19 protein-coding genes and 1 other RNA gene are annotated in these 15,676 nt (G+C 58.7%); 7 read left to right on the top strand and 13 right to left on the bottom strand.

Features of this window, described 5'->3' with window-relative positions; translation table 11 throughout:
* Positions 1–650: 650 nt before the first annotated feature.
* Positions 651–1,631, bottom strand: a complete 981-nt coding sequence (locus MP439_09165) for a cytochrome c oxidase assembly protein (protein MCI2976228.1) — start codon at positions 1,629–1,631, stop codon at positions 651–653.
* 190 nt (positions 1,632–1,821) lie between these two features.
* On the opposite strand from MP439_09165, the gene MP439_09160 reads away from it, so the two are divergent.
* A complete protein-coding gene (locus MP439_09160) occupies positions 1,822–2,898 on the top strand; it encodes a 5-(carboxyamino)imidazole ribonucleotide synthase (GenBank protein MCI2976227.1) in 1,077 nt (358 codons plus the stop codon).
* A gap of 22 nt (positions 2,899–2,920) precedes the next feature.
* Positions 2,921–3,385: a 5-(carboxyamino)imidazole ribonucleotide mutase gene (gene purE / locus MP439_09155; GenBank protein ID MCI2976226.1), complete on the top strand. Its 465-nt coding sequence runs from the start codon at positions 2,921–2,923 to the stop codon at positions 3,383–3,385.
* 480 nt (positions 3,386–3,865) lie between these two features.
* Here the strand turns inward: purE and MP439_09150 are convergent, their stop codons facing one another.
* Positions 3,866–4,486, bottom strand: a complete 621-nt coding sequence (locus MP439_09150; protein MCI2976225.1) for a GNAT family N-acetyltransferase — start codon at positions 4,484–4,486, stop codon at positions 3,866–3,868.
* A 556-nt stretch (positions 4,487–5,042) separates the two neighbouring features.
* Positions 5,043–5,249: a hypothetical protein gene (locus MP439_09145; protein MCI2976224.1), complete on the bottom strand. Its 207-nt coding sequence runs from the start codon at positions 5,247–5,249 to the stop codon at positions 5,043–5,045.
* 88 nt (positions 5,250–5,337) lie between these two features.
* On the opposite strand from MP439_09145, the gene rnpB reads away from it, so the two are divergent.
* Both rnpB and MP439_09135 read left to right on the top strand, forming a co-directional pair.
* Positions 5,338–5,684, top strand: an RNA gene (rnpB, locus tag MP439_09140) — RNase P RNA component class A.
* 290 nt (positions 5,685–5,974) lie between these two features.
* A complete protein-coding gene (locus tag MP439_09135) occupies positions 5,975–6,163 on the top strand; it encodes a hypothetical protein (GenBank protein ID MCI2976223.1) in 189 nt (62 codons plus the stop codon).
* 598 nt (positions 6,164–6,761) lie between these two features.
* Here the strand turns inward: MP439_09135 and MP439_09130 are convergent.
* From MP439_09130 to MP439_09120, 3 genes are all read right to left on the bottom strand, one after another.
* Positions 6,762–7,364: a hypothetical protein gene (locus MP439_09130; GenBank protein MCI2976222.1), complete on the bottom strand. Its 603-nt coding sequence runs from the start codon at positions 7,362–7,364 to the stop codon at positions 6,762–6,764.
* Positions 7,365–8,010: 646 nt separating this feature from the next.
* Positions 8,011–8,487: an RDD family protein gene (locus MP439_09125; protein ID MCI2976221.1), complete on the bottom strand. Its 477-nt coding sequence runs from the start codon at positions 8,485–8,487 to the stop codon at positions 8,011–8,013.
* Complete coding sequence (locus MP439_09120; GenBank protein ID MCI2976220.1) at positions 8,480–9,700, bottom strand: MFS transporter; 1,221 nt, start codon at positions 9,698–9,700, stop codon at positions 8,480–8,482. The genes MP439_09125 and MP439_09120 overlap by 8 nt, the downstream gene beginning before the upstream one ends.
* 70 nt (positions 9,701–9,770) lie before the next feature.
* Here MP439_09120 and MP439_09115 point away from each other — a divergent pair, with 70 nt between their 5' ends.
* From MP439_09115 to MP439_09105, 3 genes are read left to right on the top strand one after another with little or no spacing between them, the layout of a single operon-like run.
* Positions 9,771–10,253, top strand: a complete 483-nt coding sequence (locus tag MP439_09115; GenBank protein ID MCI2976219.1) for an inorganic diphosphatase — start codon at positions 9,771–9,773, stop codon at positions 10,251–10,253.
* Positions 10,253–10,588: a NifU family protein gene (locus MP439_09110; protein ID MCI2976218.1), complete on the top strand. Its 336-nt coding sequence runs from the start codon at positions 10,253–10,255 to the stop codon at positions 10,586–10,588. The genes MP439_09115 and MP439_09110 overlap by 1 nt, the downstream gene beginning before the upstream one ends.
* 3 nt (positions 10,589–10,591) lie before the next feature.
* On the top strand, positions 10,592–11,326 hold the full coding sequence (locus MP439_09105; protein MCI2976217.1) for an enoyl-CoA hydratase-related protein: 735 nt from the start codon (positions 10,592–10,594) through the stop codon (positions 11,324–11,326).
* 493 nt (positions 11,327–11,819) lie between these two features.
* Here MP439_09105 and MP439_09100 read toward each other — a convergent pair whose 3' ends face one another.
* The 7 genes from MP439_09100 to rpsP are packed head-to-tail and all read right to left on the bottom strand — an operon-like array spanning position 11,820 to position 15,590.
* Positions 11,820–12,908 (bottom strand): PLP-dependent aspartate aminotransferase family protein, encoded by a 1,089-nt coding sequence (locus MP439_09100; GenBank protein MCI2976216.1) that lies wholly within the window; start codon positions 12,906–12,908, stop codon positions 11,820–11,822.
* Between the two features lie 22 nt (positions 12,909–12,930).
* Positions 12,931–13,224 (bottom strand): DUF2469 domain-containing protein, encoded by a 294-nt coding sequence (locus tag MP439_09095; GenBank protein MCI2976215.1) that lies wholly within the window; start codon positions 13,222–13,224, stop codon positions 12,931–12,933.
* Between the two features lie 34 nt (positions 13,225–13,258).
* On the bottom strand, positions 13,259–13,600 hold the full coding sequence (rplS, locus tag MP439_09090) for a 50S ribosomal protein L19 (GenBank protein MCI2976214.1): 342 nt from the start codon (positions 13,598–13,600) through the stop codon (positions 13,259–13,261).
* Positions 13,597–14,364 carry a tRNA (guanosine(37)-N1)-methyltransferase TrmD gene (gene trmD / locus MP439_09085; GenBank protein MCI2976213.1) on the bottom strand — a complete coding sequence of 256 codons (768 nt, stop codon included), beginning with the start codon at positions 14,362–14,364 and terminating at the stop codon, positions 13,597–13,599. The genes rplS and trmD overlap by 4 nt, the downstream gene beginning before the upstream one ends.
* Positions 14,361–14,867, bottom strand: coding sequence for a hypothetical protein (locus MP439_09080; protein MCI2976212.1), 507 nt, complete (start codon positions 14,865–14,867; stop codon positions 14,361–14,363). The genes trmD and MP439_09080 overlap by 4 nt, the downstream gene beginning before the upstream one ends.
* The gene (locus tag MP439_09075) at positions 14,812–15,342 is read right to left on the bottom strand and encodes a KH domain-containing protein (GenBank protein ID MCI2976211.1); all 531 of its coding nucleotides are present in this window, start codon (positions 15,340–15,342) and stop codon (positions 14,812–14,814) included. The genes MP439_09080 and MP439_09075 overlap by 56 nt, the downstream gene beginning before the upstream one ends.
* On the bottom strand, positions 15,339–15,590 hold the full coding sequence (gene rpsP / locus MP439_09070; protein ID MCI2976210.1) for a 30S ribosomal protein S16: 252 nt from the start codon (positions 15,588–15,590) through the stop codon (positions 15,339–15,341). Before rpsP ends, MP439_09075 begins: the two co-directional genes overlap by 4 nt.
* Positions 15,591–15,676 lie beyond the last annotated feature (86 nt).

The following is a 15,676-nucleotide window of genomic DNA, read 5'->3' as shown; positions in this document are numbered from 1 at the left end:
CTGACGAGAAACACGGTTGAATTTGGTCAAGGCGTCCAGATAGAACAGCTCTCGGTGCCAACTCCCTTACAGCGTCGAGTCTTTGAACTCATTGGATCACCGATTCCAATCACCATTGGAGGTAAGTGGAGCGAACCAAAGCACTGATCCACGACAACGTACCTGATAGACGGTGCTATCGGTCGGGGGGTTAGGCTTAGGTCCGGGATAGTAGTCTCGACGGTGGAGGTGCTGCGGAGGACCGCAGCAACAGGCCCCGTGGGCGAGGTAACGAGAATGAGCCACAACACGCTGATCGTTGGGGTGGGCTTCAAAGACTTCAAGACACGGTCTACGGCTTTCCTCTGTGCGTCGACTCGCTTGGTCAGCATGTTGGCCCCGGCGACGGGGTTGCTTAGCCGAGATCTGCTGCCGACCACAGGATCAGCGGGGCTGGCGGCCCAGCTACCGTCGAGGGGAATCGTGCACTGGACGGATCAGATCGCCTCGGCAGGAACCGCCTCACTATCTTGGAGGGTTCTACGAACTCGACCAACCCTCGCGTTCGGCCAACCTCCAGTCAGACCGAGTAGCCCTGCGAAGTTCGAAGTTCACTCCCACACCCACGGCCAACGATCACCCAGGTGTAGATTTCCGAGGCGACCCTGGCGTTACGAATCCGCCGAGTTAGCGTCCAACGTAGCATTCTGACGTTCTGGCACCCTGGCAGCACTGGCCACTCGAACCCGGCGCAGAATAAAGCTGCGGAAGGTATCTGAGAAGTTATTGACTCCATGCTCCTCATCGTTGAGTGTGTCTCGCAAAACAACGATGCCGGCGAGGAACCAAGGGATGACTCCGAAGACCCACAGGATCCCTGACGCGATCTGTTGATCAGCCAGGAGTGACATCGTGCGATAGGTTCCCATCGCCCAGTCAAAGGCCGAATACCAGGCTCCCGAGGAGAGTCCCAGCAAGATCGCCAGTATCATGCACGACATCGACACCGATGCGATGTGGGCGAATCGAAGGATTCCATTTTCATGATATCGGCGTTTACCCTGATCGATCGCGACGTACCACATGAACACGCCAGCAAAGAAGAAGGAGAACATCATGAGCTCCATCCTCCCCGACGACTGCATTGCCCAATCGAATGGCGCGGGTATGTGCCATATCCACATGGCTGAATCGAACGCTACCACCGCAGCCCACGGCGAACTCACAACCCGTGCAACCTTGGCCAGTCGCTCTCTGGCGGCCAGCGAGTGATACTGTTCGCGCATCCACTGCATGAGCGGTGCCGGCACACCATCAGCCATCTCCGACCATGGGTCAGCCATGATGAGGAACGGCGGAGCAAAGACCATGAGGTCAAGGTGCCAGATCATGTGGACCCACTGATAGACCATCGCCCACACAGGAATCGGTGAGAAGAAGCCAACGGCCATGAGCACGTTTGCCACCACCATGGCAAGTGCACGGCGCTCATAACCGGCTCGGATCTCCGGAGCCATCGACTGGCGCATTCGACGGACATGACCTCGCCAATAGGCCGCCACTGGAAGCCCACACAGAATCACTGCATACCAATCGATGTGCCAGTTGTCGACGACGTAGCCGAGCAACGACCCCGCTTTCACAATAACCATCGACATGGCAATCAGATACACGCCAAACCCCGATCTCAACCCATCTTCCTTGTAGGCTAGCAGATTCAGTGACGCTATATTCGTACCTGCCGATGCAAAACGAAAGGGGCCTTATGGCCAAATGCACAGCCCCAACTCAGGTACTGCTCGCCGTTGAGCCAGACTTGACCACACCAGGGAGCCTGTTACGATGACGCCACGTCTTGGCATCATCGGAGGTGGCCAACTCGCTCGGATGCTATTTCAAGCGGCTGTCGATATCGATATCGAGGTCAGTTTCCTCGTGCGCGAGGCCGACGAGGGCATCCGCGGACTCGCAGCCAACGTGGTCGTTGGGGACTTGGACTTTGACACCATCACCCGGTTCGCCTCCGGCGTCGACGTCCTCACCTTCGAACACGAGCTCACGCCCATCGAGACACTGCACAAACTCGAAGATGCCGGTGTCTGCCTACGGCCATCGGTCAAGACGATGGAGGTCGCTGCAAACAAACTCGCCCAGCGAGAGCTCTTTGGCCGCCTCAAACTCCCGATCCCCCACTTTGCCAAACTGAACCGAGACACTGCCTTTGTTGATCCCTGCATCGCCAAGGCCATCACCGGCGGCTATGACGGCCGTGGGGTCCGTTGGATCAACGAGGCGAAAGATCTTGAACCGCTCGTGAACGACAACGTAGAGTGGCTCATCGAAGACCTCCTTGATGTCGAGGACGAACTAGCCGTTTTGACCGTCTCCTCCATCGATGGCAACGTCGCCACCTACCCTCCGGTTCGTACCATCCAACGCGATGGCATCTGCGTCGAGGTGCAGTGGCCCCCAACAACCACCGCCGACTTAGATGAGCGAGCCCAGGCGATGGCCTCTGCGATCGCCCGCGAGCTTGGCGCTATTGGTGTCTTAGCCGTGGAGTTCTTCGTCGTCGGCGGGAAGCTCTACGTCAACGAGATCGCTCCCCGCGTCCACAACAGTGGACACCTCACGATCGAAGCTGCCTCGACCTCGCAGTTCGAAAACCACCTTCGTGCCGTCGCAGGACTACCACTGGGCCCAACTAACTTCATCACCCCGGCCGCGATGGTGAATCTGATTGGGAACATCAACCCGCTGGAGGACTACCAGGTGGCTCCCAACACACGGCTCCACCTCTACGGCAAGACGGGGAGAAAGGGACGCAAAGTCGGCCATGTCACCGCCACCGCCGCCAATGTGGCAACGGCTTCACAGCTCGCCCATCGCGTTCGTGAAAGGATCATCGCCATTGACTAATCCCGTCGACATAGCGGTCGTCATGGGCTCAGACTCGGACTACCCAGTCATGGCCCAGGCGATTGAGATCTGTAACTCCTTTAGCGTAAGCGTCGAGGCCCGCGTTCTCTCGGCTCATCGCACCCCCCACGACATGCTTGCCTTCGCCAGCAGCGCCTACGAGGCCGGTTACCGGGTGATCATCGCTGGTGCTGGGGGTGCTGCTCATCTCCCAGGGATGGTTGCATCCGCCACCGTCCTACCGGTCGTCGGCGTCCCGATCCGTTTGGCATCTCTTGAGGGTCTTGACTCGCTCCTCTCGATCGTACAGATGCCCCGAGGTGTTCCGGTAGCTACGGTTGGCATCAACAATGGGGCCAACGCGGGCCTCCTCGCCATCCGGATCCTGGCCATACACAACCCAGCGCTTGCTCGAGCGATGAACGAATACCAGGCCACCAACGCTGAAAACTCACGCAACAAGGTGTTGCCACCGACGGGCGAATAGCGCTCGACCAACGAGCGATGGTGAACGGCCAGGACGGCAAGTGACTCCTTGAGGCGAAGTTGATCGCATGAACGAGGGGCCGATACTCTTGTTGGGTCTGGGGGTTCAGCACTGTTCGCGGCTCAGGCGTAGTAGCTGTTTACGTCCTTGTTCCAATTGAGGACGAATCCTGACTGTGTTCTCGGCGCCGCTCCTGGAGAATCGATCGACAGCTTGGGATCGAGGACTTCTCTGATAGCTGCCGTCGAACCGTCGTCGACGATCAGATCCAATGATGATCAAGGTTCCGAGCATGTCGGCTTGGGAGGCTAGGGCGTCATCCTTGGGCCATGGGGGTGTGTTATGTCGTTGTAATATGGCATCTGCCCCCGTGACGCATTGGTACACAACATATGCGTGATTGGCAAAGCGTGTAGTCCCTGGTTAGGCCTCAACGTTCAACACCCAACACATCAGGAGTCACGAGCCGTGGGCTGCGACCTAAGGACCCTCTCGGATGCTGGTCAACAGCTGGGCGCCGGGGCTAGTTGGCCAATCATCGCATTCCATGCGCCACAGCATTTCGACGCCCTTTTCGCCTGGAGCCTCTGGTTCGCGTTCTTGGGATCCGATACGCTGATAGCCGAGTCTTCGTGGAATGCCTCCAGAGGCATGGTTGGCACGATCATGATGGATCTCTACCGCCTCGATCCCCTGAATCGTGAAGGCAGCCTCGGTCAAGAGGGCTGCCATCTGTGTGCCGATGCCTCGCCGAGTAGAACGTGAATCCACCCAGTAGCCGATTTCAAGTTCGCCAGGACCCAGGCGGGCGTGCAGGCCAAAGGAGCCCAAGAACGGATGCTGGTCATCACAGGCGACGTAAGAGACCTCGGTAACTTTTGCGCCCTTTACCACGGTGTTATATCGTGCGAACGCTACCGCCATGTCAAATTGATAGCCCCTTGCCCAGGCCATCCATGGAATCAACTCTCTCTGCGATGCGATCACCCCATCATAGAGCAGTTGCGCATCGTCTTGGGTGAATGAGCGGCCGGTTAATGAACCGGCATCACGAATACCTGGTGGCACAAATGTAAACCCTGAGAGTCGATCCCTACCCACCGTTCGTCCCCTTAATCAGGGTAGACCCCATTTTTCGTCTCCTCACTCCCACGGGGACCCAACAAACATGCTAAAGACGGTGTGGCCCTAAGACAACTGCGTTCCAAGACGGTGTCGCGATACGATGCCATCGCGTTCCCTCCGACTTTCCTCGAACGTTGAAACCAGCCAACGCGCCAGATTGAGAGAATCGCATACCATAGTCGATTTGGTTGTATGCCAACCATCGCCGAGAACTCACGACACTGATCGCAATCTGGCAACACGCCCCGGCCAGCCTTAGATGTATTAGTCCCCAAAGAAAACCACTAACACGCAGAATTTTCGCCAGACCCACACGAATAACGAAATACAGTCGGATAAAGCTCATGCGACTGATCGAACCACCCCAATCCCGATACAGGCACCTGAAGGCTCAATGCAGCCATCATCATCAGGTGGGGGTCACGACGTGTAGGAGTCTTACTTACCTAAGAGGAGCCAACGAACAGGTGAAATCACCAAAGCGCCAGCTAGCCTTCCGGGCAAACCACACAATAGGGCGCTACGTGACCACTTACTGCTGTGGACGATAGATGGGCGAACCAACCGGCGCACCAGCGTATCCGTTCACGGTATGTCCAACCGCGGGGTACTGCCACGATCGCTCACCCAGCGACCCCTGCTGTGCTAACGCTCCTCCGATCATCACGATCACAATGACCGCGATCAGTACAAGCAACGCCGCAATCGGCTTTGGAATTCGATGGATCTCGGTGTCCACTACGCCCCGCTTTCTTTCGGTACCACGTGGCTTAGTTTAGCCAAGGAGAGGCCCGCATGGCAAACCAGCGACCCTAGAATACTCCAACGAAGGGGATCAGGTGATCGCGGAGCACAAGCTCTGAGGAAGGTCGGGGCTCCACAGGGCAGGGTGCTGGCTAACGGCCAGTCGAGGTGACTCGCAGGAAAGTGCAACAGAGAACAGACCGCCATCCCAACTATGCCTCGAGGCGTGTTGTGGAAGGTAAGGGTGAAACGGTGCGGTAAGAGCGCACCAGCGATTCCGGTGACGGAATCGGCTTGGCAAACCCCACCCGGAGCAAGGCCAAATTTGAGTTAGGGCTGCCCGTCCGTTATGACTCGTGGTAGGCCGCGTAGATGGATGATCACCCAAGCGCAAGCTGGACAGAACCCCGCCTATCGATCCCCTTCGTCCTCTGCCACCAGGAGGACGCCACACTCTTCGCAACGCTGCAGCGTCGCCTGCTGGGTAACAACACGTCCACGCAGGGCATTCGAGAGCGCCATGTGACAATTGCCGCAATACCCACCATGGACAAATGCTAACGCTGGAATTGCGCCACGGTCACGAGCAGCCCGGATGGCGGCCGACGTCGTCGCATCGAGTTGATCGATCAACGCATTCAACTCTTGCGCCTTTGCCTCGATCGCATCGGTCAACATCAACTGTTGTCGTTCCTGATCGGCCAGGAGCAACGCTAGCTCTTGGCGCTTGGTAGCGAGCTCTTCTGCCAGCACACCGAGCCGAGTCTGGCGCTCCTCGGACTGCTCCATCAATTCGAGCTCAGCCTCCTCGACGGCATCGAGTTTCGCCGTGAGAACCTCGAGTTCGTGTTCGATCTGGGTGGCTTGCCGGTAGTCACTTGTCCCATCAGCAGAACGCACGCGGCGTAGCCTCGTGGAGAGCTCAGCCTGTTCGCCGGCAAGCTCCTCGGCACGGGCCGTGGCCGCGATGCTGGCCGCCTCCAGTATGTCGATCTGCTTCTCGAGATCGACGATAGCCTGCTTGGCCACTCGACGAGCATCACGGAGGGCAGAGTCGTGCCGGGCGGCCTCAAGACGCTGTAGCTCCATCTCCGTTTGAACGACCTCGTGAACTAGCGTCATGCCTCCTCCCGCACTAGTGACTCCCAGATACCATCACCTGGGGACATCCATCCTACGCTAGACGAGATCACGGAGGCTGCCGCCGGATCCAGCGTGGATCACCGATTGGCGATCGGTTGGGCAGACCACCAGTCATCACTCACATCTGCCAGCGTCCAAACCACCCTTGAATTCACCCGCTTGCCATGGAGCCACACCAGCGTCGCCAACATGAGCCCTGAAGGTGCCAAACAAGCGCCCGAGCGCAATACTGCTAACATCGCCTTCACCCATCATCTGATACGCTCGGCCGTCCTAGTGCAGGCGTGGCCCACACCCTTGGTAACGAAGGACCCATCCGCGGTGGGCGGGTGGTCGCTTCAAAAGATTAGGGCCCTTGAATGCCTCACTGCGCTATGCCGACGATTGGAGCGGCCAGTGGGTGGCGACCGGTCAATCCTGTAAGACCTAACGAGAAGGTATCACCATCAAAGTTGGCCGAACCAAAATCGTAAACCATCCCCGCCTTGGTCACAACTCGATACCCTAAGCCATCTTGGGTGGACTCGATTGCAACTACTGCCGAGGACAAGGGATGACTTCCACCGAGACCGGTCACGCCGTCCGAATAGGTGCTCCCGTGGAATGGGGCGTCGCCGAAGTTAAATACCCCGCCATCAGCTCCGACCAACCAGTAGCCCTGACCATTAGGCGTCGCCGCAATGCCGACGATTGGAGCGGCCAGTGGGTGCGCTCCGGTGAGGCCGGTGAGGCCGTCGGAGTATGTGTTGCCATGGAATTGGGCGCTACCAAAGTTGAATACCCCGCCATCAGCTCCGGCGAGTTCGTACCCTCCCTTGGCCATTGAACCCGTTGCAACGACCGGCGCTGTAGCCGAGGTCGTTGTCGAGGACGTGAGTGCGGTGCTACCACCAGCGGCGACAAGACCGACGAGGCCAAGCATGGCTACCCCAACTCTGACGGCATGACGCCTCGAACTCCTGCGCATATCGCAAACCTCCCTCAGTAGTGTCACTGACCGCCAGCGACACACGTAACCCCATTCGATACAACAGCCATGGTTGGATGTTGACGTATAACAAGTCGTCACGACGTTCAAGTGTCAGACGTATCCCACCTCCATGTGATACGAGGTTGTGTCGCTAGAAACCGATGCCAACGGATGCCATGTCGGTTGGGAAGAGAACCGACGAACGGAGGACCTATTGACAACAGCGGCGTAAGTCCGGTGCCACCATCATCTCCTACACGATCGATCGTGTGCGGATTCTTTGCCAGCATCGGCCTCCTGACGGTGCTAGCCTCACAGCACCGAAGGCCGCTCAGACTCAAAGGCTCCTCGTAACTGCGCGGCCATGACCTGATCATGTCGGCGCTCACGTTCACACAATCCCTTCGCCATTGCGTACTCGGCTCCTGTCAACGATGCCACCGATGGAGAGCGTCCCGCGCTGGCGGCACCAGTTACCGACCCAGCGAGAGCACACCCACGATACCGTGATCCTTGTGATGATTTACTCGGAGCGAAGTCAACCTTGCCCCGCCAATAATTCCCCAATCCACGGCAGACATCCCTGGTCATGAGCGAGGTCTATGTATTCACAACATGACGGAGGTGGATCTGCTCAAGCTCTTCACTCCCCAGCGGTCCCAGGTCCACCGATCGATTCGCGGACCACGATGGTGTGAGCGATTCGATCCTGAAGGGTTCTTCGCTCGGGATCGAACAGCGCAGGGAGATAGCCAAGGAAGATGACGACCAGAGAGACGAATGCGACAACCAATCTGATGAACGCATTGACGGGGTCGAGTTCATAGCCCTCAACGGCTACTACGCGCACATGCGCGGCACGAGCACCAAGGGTCTGACCCCCAAGGAGTGCGCGTAACGCGACGAAGTATGCCACGATCAAGATGATATTGATGGTGTAGACGACCACGCCCATCTGCAACCGAACGACGGAAAAGATCGGGTTCTCAAGCCCCCCCATCCCACCGAGTAGCAGCTGCAGGATTAAACTCCCAAAGAACACGACAATCGCATCGAACACAAAGGCCTCGATACGGCGACCGATGGTCGCCAGCTGTTCAACTGGTACTTGTTTAGTCACACTCTTGCCTCGCCTGGATCGCTCCATCGCCATGATCGATCGCACTCACCCATCGTCGTTCACGGGTCGCCAAGACACCCCAAACGACTAGGCCCAGCACACCAGCTATCGTACCCGCGATCGTGACAGCTCCCCAACCGCCGATCCCATACAAAACAGAGGCAAGGCTAGATCCGAGTACGCCACCTACAAAGTAAAAGACCATGTAGACCATCGTGATGCGCCCTTGTGCACCTGGTGCAAGCTGGTAGATCAGGCTCTGATTGGACAGCTGAGCCCCCTGGATACCGGCGTCGAGCGTCGCGGTCAAGACGATGAAGATCATCAGAGAGTCATGCGTCAGATAGAAGGCAAAGTAGGAGAGCGCAATCAACCCAAACGACGCCACCGTGGTCAGGGCTGTATGACCACGATCAGCGAGCGCACCAACAGCCCGAGCTGACAAGACTCCGGCCAGCCCGGCAAAGCCGAAGAGACCGATCAGCCCTGAACTGAGGTGATACGGGTGCGCCGAGAGAGCAAATGCCATGGTGGTCCAGAAAATCGAGAACGAACCAAAGCTCAACATGCCAAGAAAAGAACGAAGCCGCAGAATCGGCTCAGACCGCAAGAGATTGATGCCATCGCGCCACATCGCTACCACCGTCAACGGATGCTTTGGCTCCTCGACTGGCAGTCGCACCCAGACGATGATCGCGAGCACCACCGACGCCCCCGCTGCGACCAAGAACACGCTGTGATAACCAGCGAGATCGGAGAGGGCTCCCGAGTAGGTGCGCGCCAGGACGATACCCGCCAACAGGCCGGCCATCACCTTCGCGATCTCTGAGGAACGAGTCTCAATTGGGGCCGCGGCCGCAACGTAGGTGACGGCCAACTGTGCCACCACCGAGAAGATCCCAACTCCGATTAGCGACGCCCCAAGCGGAATCGTGCCAGTGACAAGTCCAGCTCCAAGATCAAAGATCCCAGCCAACAACAGTGTCAATACGATCAAAAAGCGGCGGTCGAAACGGTCGCCCAACGGCAGCAACACGGCAAGGCCAACGACGAACCCCGCCTGGGTGACGGTGATCAGAAAACCGGCGTTACCACCAGAGAGGTGCAGCGACACAGAGACGACGTGCAGCAAAGGCTGCAGGTAATACGTGTTCGCGACACCCACACCGGCGACGACGGCTAGCAGCAGTGAAGGTAAACGCTTTGTAGGCATAGAGTGATTTGTCTACCAGCCTATCAGGGCAGGTAGAATAATGGGGTACCTCAATGAAGGAGTAGAAGCGATGGACCCGATCACAGCGGTTATCGAGATCCCACGAGGATCCAAGAATAAGTACGAAGTCGACCACGAGACCGGAGCCGTTTGGTTGGATCGCACCCTCTTTACGCCGATGAGCTATCCACTTGACTATGGCTACATCGATGACACGCTGGGCGAAGACGGCGATCCACTCGACATCCTCTTGCTCGTCGACGTACCGACCTTCCCGGGGTGTCACGTCAAAACCCGCCCGGTTGCCTGCTTCATCATGTCCGACGAGAACGGCCGTGATGTCAAGATCCTCGGCGTGCCGGCCAAAGATGTCCGCTACGAACGCTACCAAAAGCTTGACGATATCCCGACTCACATCCGCGATGAGGTGGAGCACTTCTTCGGCCACTACAAGGATCTTGAGCCAGGCAAGTCGGTGACCATCGAGGGCTGGCGCGATCTCGGCCAGGCACAAGACGAGATTGCCGCCTCGTTCAAGCGATACGAGCACTGATGAGTCTCTCCGTGACGAATGCCGCCGACGAGCGAAAGGCCCAGCTTGAGGCGTTGCTCGCCAAGTTGCGCCCAGCCGTCCAAGCCGACGGCGGCGACCTCTATCTGGCTTCCGTTGACACGGAGACCGGCAAGGTCGTGGTCGGACTCTCCGGGGCCTGTTCGAGCTGTGCCATCTCGACGACGACCGTCAAGCTCGGCGTCGAGCGCATCTTGAAGGCCAAGCTCCCCTGGGTCACGAGTGTGGATGGAGACATCGACACCTCCATCGATTTTGAAGCAAGCGCCCGCCTCGGCACTGGTGGGTACGTACCCATCTCGATCCGCAAGAGCTAACCCGTGGGTGTCATCGAGCGAGTCGACCACGACACGACCGCAGTACTGACCATCAATCGCCCAGAGAAGAAGAACGCGCTTCGGCTCGAGGACTTCGACGATTTGGCCAGCCAACTGCTTTTGGCCGACCAGGATCCAAACGTACGCGTGATCGTGCTTACTGGGACCGACGACAGCTTCAGCGCCGGCGCGGACCTCAAATCACTGGCCGACTATGAGCGCAACCCCCTCGGTCACCTGGGGCGGATTCATCACTGTGCGAGGACGTTGGCCCAGGTCGCCAAACCAACGATCGCTGCGATCAATGGCGTGGCCGTTGGCGCAGGTCTTAACCTTGCCCTCGCGTGTGATCTCGCGATCGCAGGCCGCTCGGCGATGGTGAGCGAGATCTTCATTGATCGGGGTCTCACGCTCGACTACGGTGGCTCCGCACTCTTGATCCAACGCATCGGCCTCCATCGTGCCAAGGAGCTCGCCTTCTTCGCCACCCGCCTCGTCGGCGATGAGTTGATAGATTGGGGGCTCGTCAACCGTGTGGTCGACGACGACCGCGTCCAAGCCGACGCCCTAGCATGGGCCGAGCAGCTCGCGACACGGTCCCCGACCGCCCTCGCACTCACCAAATCGATCCTGAATCGGGCCGCACCGTCGCTCACCGAGGCTATCGACCTCGAGGTCATCGCGCAGGTAGCCGCGCTGTCTGACCCCAGCATTGGCTCCACGCTAACCAACTTCTAGCGCGCGACGCCACCCATGGCCATGAACGACATCGACCCCATCACTCACGCACCGGCACACGTTCGACTGCTTCAGCCGTATCAGGCCAACAAGTCCTACCTGTGCCCAGGATGCAATGGAGAGATTCGCCCTGGTACCGCCCATTTTGTCGTGGTGCCAATCGACAACGTCGAGCTACGACGCCACTGGCACCGTCGCTGCCTTGAGTGGGAACATCGTCACCGACGCTGAACGAACACGCCGAACGAACACCTTGGCACATTCCTAAGCGTTGGTCACTGTTGGGAATCGACGATGATCAACAACGCTACGGCCTCGACACCCCCGTCCAAACTCATTCAACCGCTCGAGGATTTGGTGGGGCTGCACCCAAGGTTAGGTTGTGCTGCATTCAGGGCCCTGATGGTTGCGTTCCCGGCCTGATGGGGCTACGTCCACTGCCTGATGGCTGAGCCCAAGGCTTGGTTGCTACGTTCAGGCTTTAGTCAAACCCTCAGGGTCTGGTGGCAACGCTCAGAGCGTGATCGATATCGGCCCAAAGATCGTCGGGCGACTCAAGGCCCACGCTGAGGCGCACCAGTCCGGCCGGCAGTCGCTCCTCACCCACATACTTGGACCGTCGCTCCGCCAGGCTCTCAACACCACCGAGCGAGGTCGCGTGATGAAACACCCTAAGCTCACCGACGAACCGGTCAGCCTCCTTAGCACTGCCAAGAATCAGGGAGAGCAGTGCCCCACCGGCACTTTGTTGTCGTCCCGGCCCGACCAGGGTATCGTCAAAGCCTGGATAACAGACCGCGTCGCTCCCGAGACGCTCGACCAGGTTGTCCGCGAGCTGCGCAGCGGACTCACTCGCGTGCTTGACGCGTACGCCAAGCGTCTTGGCGCCCCGGAAACTGAGATAGGCCTCAACCGGCCCAATAACCGATCCAACCACCGCCCGTACCTCATATAGTCGCTCTGCGAGGGCTTCATCCCCGACGATCACGAGCCCGGCAAGGACATCGGAGTGCCCAGAGATGAACTTGGTCGCCGAATGAACGACGATGTCCGCCCCAAGGCTGAGGGGATTTTGCAACACCGGCGTGGCAACCGTGTTGTCAACAGCGAGCAGTGCCCCGTGATCGTGTGCGGCCTTGGCAAGAGCAGCAATGTCGTAGGTGACGAGCAACGGGTTCGATGGCGACTCAATCATCAACACGTCGCCAGGCCCAAGGTTATCGATGGTGGTTGGCTCTCTCAGTGCCGACTCACTGATGGTCGTACACTGCTTGAGGTCACGCCCGATCATAAACTTGGCCAGATCGCGAGAACCAACGTAAGTGTCCTCTGAGATCACGAGCCGACCTTCGGCCAAGAGAGACGAGGCAAACATCGCCGCCTGCCCAGAGGCGAACGATACGCCAGTACCCCCTTCGAGCTCGCCAATCAGGGTCTCAAGGGCCTCCCAAGTGGAGTTGGAGTGGCGCCCGTAGACGACGCGCTGCCCCTCATAATAGGTAGCGTTGAGCGAAACCGCAGGATTGGGACCGTGTAGCCGGTCCTCCACCACCGGGAGCTGTAACTTCGTAAAGGTGTCCATCTATCCCCATCGCTGTAGGAGCCTAGGATTCGGGTTTTGCAATCTCCTCGATGTTGACATCTTTGAAAGAGATAACGCGTACTCGCTCGACGAACCGGACTGGGCGATACATATCCCAGACCCATGCGTCCTCGAGCACGACATCGACAAAATTGACACCCTCTTGCTGCTTAGGCTCGACTGTAACCACATTGGCTAGGTAGAAACGGCGCTCCGTCTCTACTACAAACCTAAACAGGGGAAGTACTGCCTTATATTCCTGATAGAGGGCGAGTTCGACCTCGGTCTCAAATCGCTCGAGATCCTCGGAGCTCATGCCAACCGAAACCTCGGACACCAACGAAAGGCGTTCATCGCTTCTCTTTGATCTTGGCCGCCTTACCTACCCGATCTCGAAGGTAATAGAGCTTGGCGCGACGGACGTCGCCCCGGGTGACAACTTCGATCTTGGAGATGATCGGTGAGTGGATCGGGAAGATGCGCTCAACGCCCACGCTAAAGCTCACCTTGCGCACCGTGAAGGTCTCGCCAAGGCCAGAGCCATTGCGAGCAATCACCGCGCCTTGGAAGACCTGAATGCGCTCTCGTGAGCCCTCGACGACTCGTACGTGGACCTTGAGGGTATCACCTGGACCAAAGTCGGGGATGTCCGTCTTAAGGGACTCCTGGTCTAGCATGTCGGTCGGCTTCATCGCTCGAAACGCTCCTTGTCGAAAATATGCAACAGTTCATCATACCCGTAGCGATGTAAGAGCTCGACCTCTTGGGCGGAGATCCCACCACGACGAGCGATCAGATCCGGACGCCGTTGGATCGTACGCACCAGCCGCTGCGCTAAGCGCCATCGATCAACCTCCCCATGATCGCCTGAAAGCAACACGTCAGGAACCTCGGCGCCGTCGATGACCCGGGGACGGGTGTACTGGGGGTACTCCAGCAACAGCTCCTTGGAGAATGACTCCTCTTGTGGACTCGCCACATTGCCAAGCACACCGGCCAAAAGCCGTGCGGTCGCTTCGATCACCACCAGGGCGGCGAGCTCACCACCGGCCAAGACGAAGTCACCGATCGAGAGCAGCCGATCACAGCGCTCCTCGATGCGGGCATCAAAGCCCTCGTAGCGTCCACAGATCAACGTGAACCCATCGAGTGCGCTCAGCTGCTCAGCGTCCGATTGGGTAAACCTCGCTCCGATGGGACTCAGCCCAATGACCGGTGCAACCACGCGCGGATCTCCGAGGGCACGCACAATCGGCTCGGGCATCATCAACATCCCAGGGCCTCCACCATAGGGAGCATCATCGATGGAGCGACGAGGGTCATCGGTGTAGGAGCGTAGGTCGAGGACCGTGACCTCAAGGAGTGATCGTTCGAGCGCTCTACCGAGTAAGGACGATCCGAGGTAGTCCTCGATCATCTGTGGGAAAATGGTGACGACTGCGACCCGCAGCGTCATAGATCAAAGAGCCCCTCGGGTGCCTCGATCGTCACCCGATCAACCTGAACATCGGTGATAAAGATCGTCGGCACGAGCGCGTCGGTATCAAGCACCATGAGCTCACTCGCTGGGTTCGCCTGGACGGCGACCACCAGACCGTGAGCGACCCCGCGTTGATCGAGAACGGCTTTGCCAAGCAACTGGCCAACAAGGGTCACCGGTGGATCCTCAAGGGGATCGGCATAGAGCGTCGATCCTGCAAGAAGCTTCGCCTCCTCCATGGAGTCGACACCCTCTAATCTGACGAGCTGGCGGTCACCGATGGAGCGAACTGACACCACTGTGACGCTTCGCCCGGACTTCGTCGTGAGCACCAAACCCGGGTGTACCCGATCAGGGACATCGCTCAGCGGCTTCAAATACAGCTCGCCCGCGAGCCCGTGGCTACGCCCGAGTTGGGCTACCTCAACCTTGACGACGGGGTCGGTCGTCGCGTCGTGGTCCCCCACGTCGATTACCACCGTTTCCTCCACGCGACGGGCGTCCCCCGCGGCCTCCACCTGGCCTGCCGTCCGAGAACTCCACCTGGGCGCTCAATCCGGAGCGCTGAGCAGCGGCCCCGACGATCGTGCGGATCGCGGTCGCCGTGCGGCCTCCGCGCCCAATGACCTTCCCAAGCTCACCTTGGGGAACCGTCACCGAAACCTTGACTTCACCCTCATGGGCACCACTGGTGTGGCGAACCGTGATCTGATCTTGACCGTTACGCACCAACGAGCGCGACAGATAGCCAACGAGCGAGCTGATGTACTCACCCGACTGGCTCACGGAGCCAGCAGCCTCGTCCTGATCGTTGGCAGCATCCTGGTGGCTTTGGCCGGCATCAACCGGTTGGTTGGTGCTTGCCACTGCGGCGACGGCGTCGCCATCGGTGGAGTCGTTGGCGATCGCTTCGTTGGCCGACTCGTCACCAGCCATCTCGTCGTGTTCGGTCACTGTGCACCCTCTTTGTTGGCCAACTCCAAAATCTTGGAGACTCGCTCGGTGGCGGTAGCGCCTTTGTCGATCCAGCGCTTTGCCGCATCGACATCGATGTGGAACTTCGACGGCTCGTTTCTTGGCGAGTACCAGCCGATGATCTCGAGGAACCGACCATCGCGAGCAACCCGCGAATCGGCCGCCACGATACGGTAGTGGGGCTGCTTCTTCTTACCAGTGCGAGCTAGGCGCAACTTAACTGCCACAAATTTCTCCTCAATAGAACTCGTTCACGACCATCAATGCCATCAACGACCAACAACGCTCATCAACCATCACGTAAGACCACCAT

The organism is Ferrimicrobium sp. (assembly GCA_022690815.1).
In the GTDB taxonomy this organism is placed as follows: Bacteria; Actinomycetota; Acidimicrobiia; order Acidimicrobiales; family Acidimicrobiaceae; genus Ferrimicrobium.
The sequence above is the reverse complement of the archived record's forward strand: the minus strand, read 5'-3'. Positions and strand labels throughout refer to the sequence as shown.

Bases quoted from the DNA above. Each gene is read 5' to 3' on its own strand.
- MP439_09120 (MCI2976220.1), bottom strand. From the start codon at position 9,700: ATGCCTACAAAGCGTTTACCTTCACTGCTGCTAGCCGTCGTCGCCGGT.
- MP439_09115 (MCI2976219.1), top strand. From the start codon at position 9,771: ATGGACCCGATCACAGCGGTTATCGAGATCCCACGAGGATCCAAGAAT.
- MP439_09160 (MCI2976227.1), top strand. From the start codon at position 1,822: ATGACGCCACGTCTTGGCATCATCGGAGGTGGCCAACTCGCTCGGATG.
- MP439_09110 (MCI2976218.1), top strand. From the start codon at position 10,253: ATGAGTCTCTCCGTGACGAATGCCGCCGACGAGCGAAAGGCCCAGCTT.
- trmD (MCI2976213.1), bottom strand. From the start codon at position 14,364: ATGACGCTGCGGGTCGCAGTCGTCACCATTTTCCCACAGATGATCGAG.
- MP439_09130 (MCI2976222.1), bottom strand. From the start codon at position 7,364: ATGCGCAGGAGTTCGAGGCGTCATGCCGTCAGAGTTGGGGTAGCCATG.
- MP439_09165 (MCI2976228.1), bottom strand. From the start codon at position 1,631: ATGGTTATTGTGAAAGCGGGGTCGTTGCTCGGCTACGTCGTCGACAAC.
- MP439_09100 (MCI2976216.1), bottom strand. From the start codon at position 12,908: ATGGACACCTTTACGAAGTTACAGCTCCCGGTGGTGGAGGACCGGCTA.
- purE (MCI2976226.1), top strand. From the start codon at position 2,921: ATGGGCTCAGACTCGGACTACCCAGTCATGGCCCAGGCGATTGAGATC.
- MP439_09095 (MCI2976215.1), bottom strand. From the start codon at position 13,224: ATGAGCTCCGAGGATCTCGAGCGATTTGAGACCGAGGTCGAACTCGCC.
- rplS (MCI2976214.1), bottom strand. From the start codon at position 13,600: ATGAAGCCGACCGACATGCTAGACCAGGAGTCCCTTAAGACGGACATC.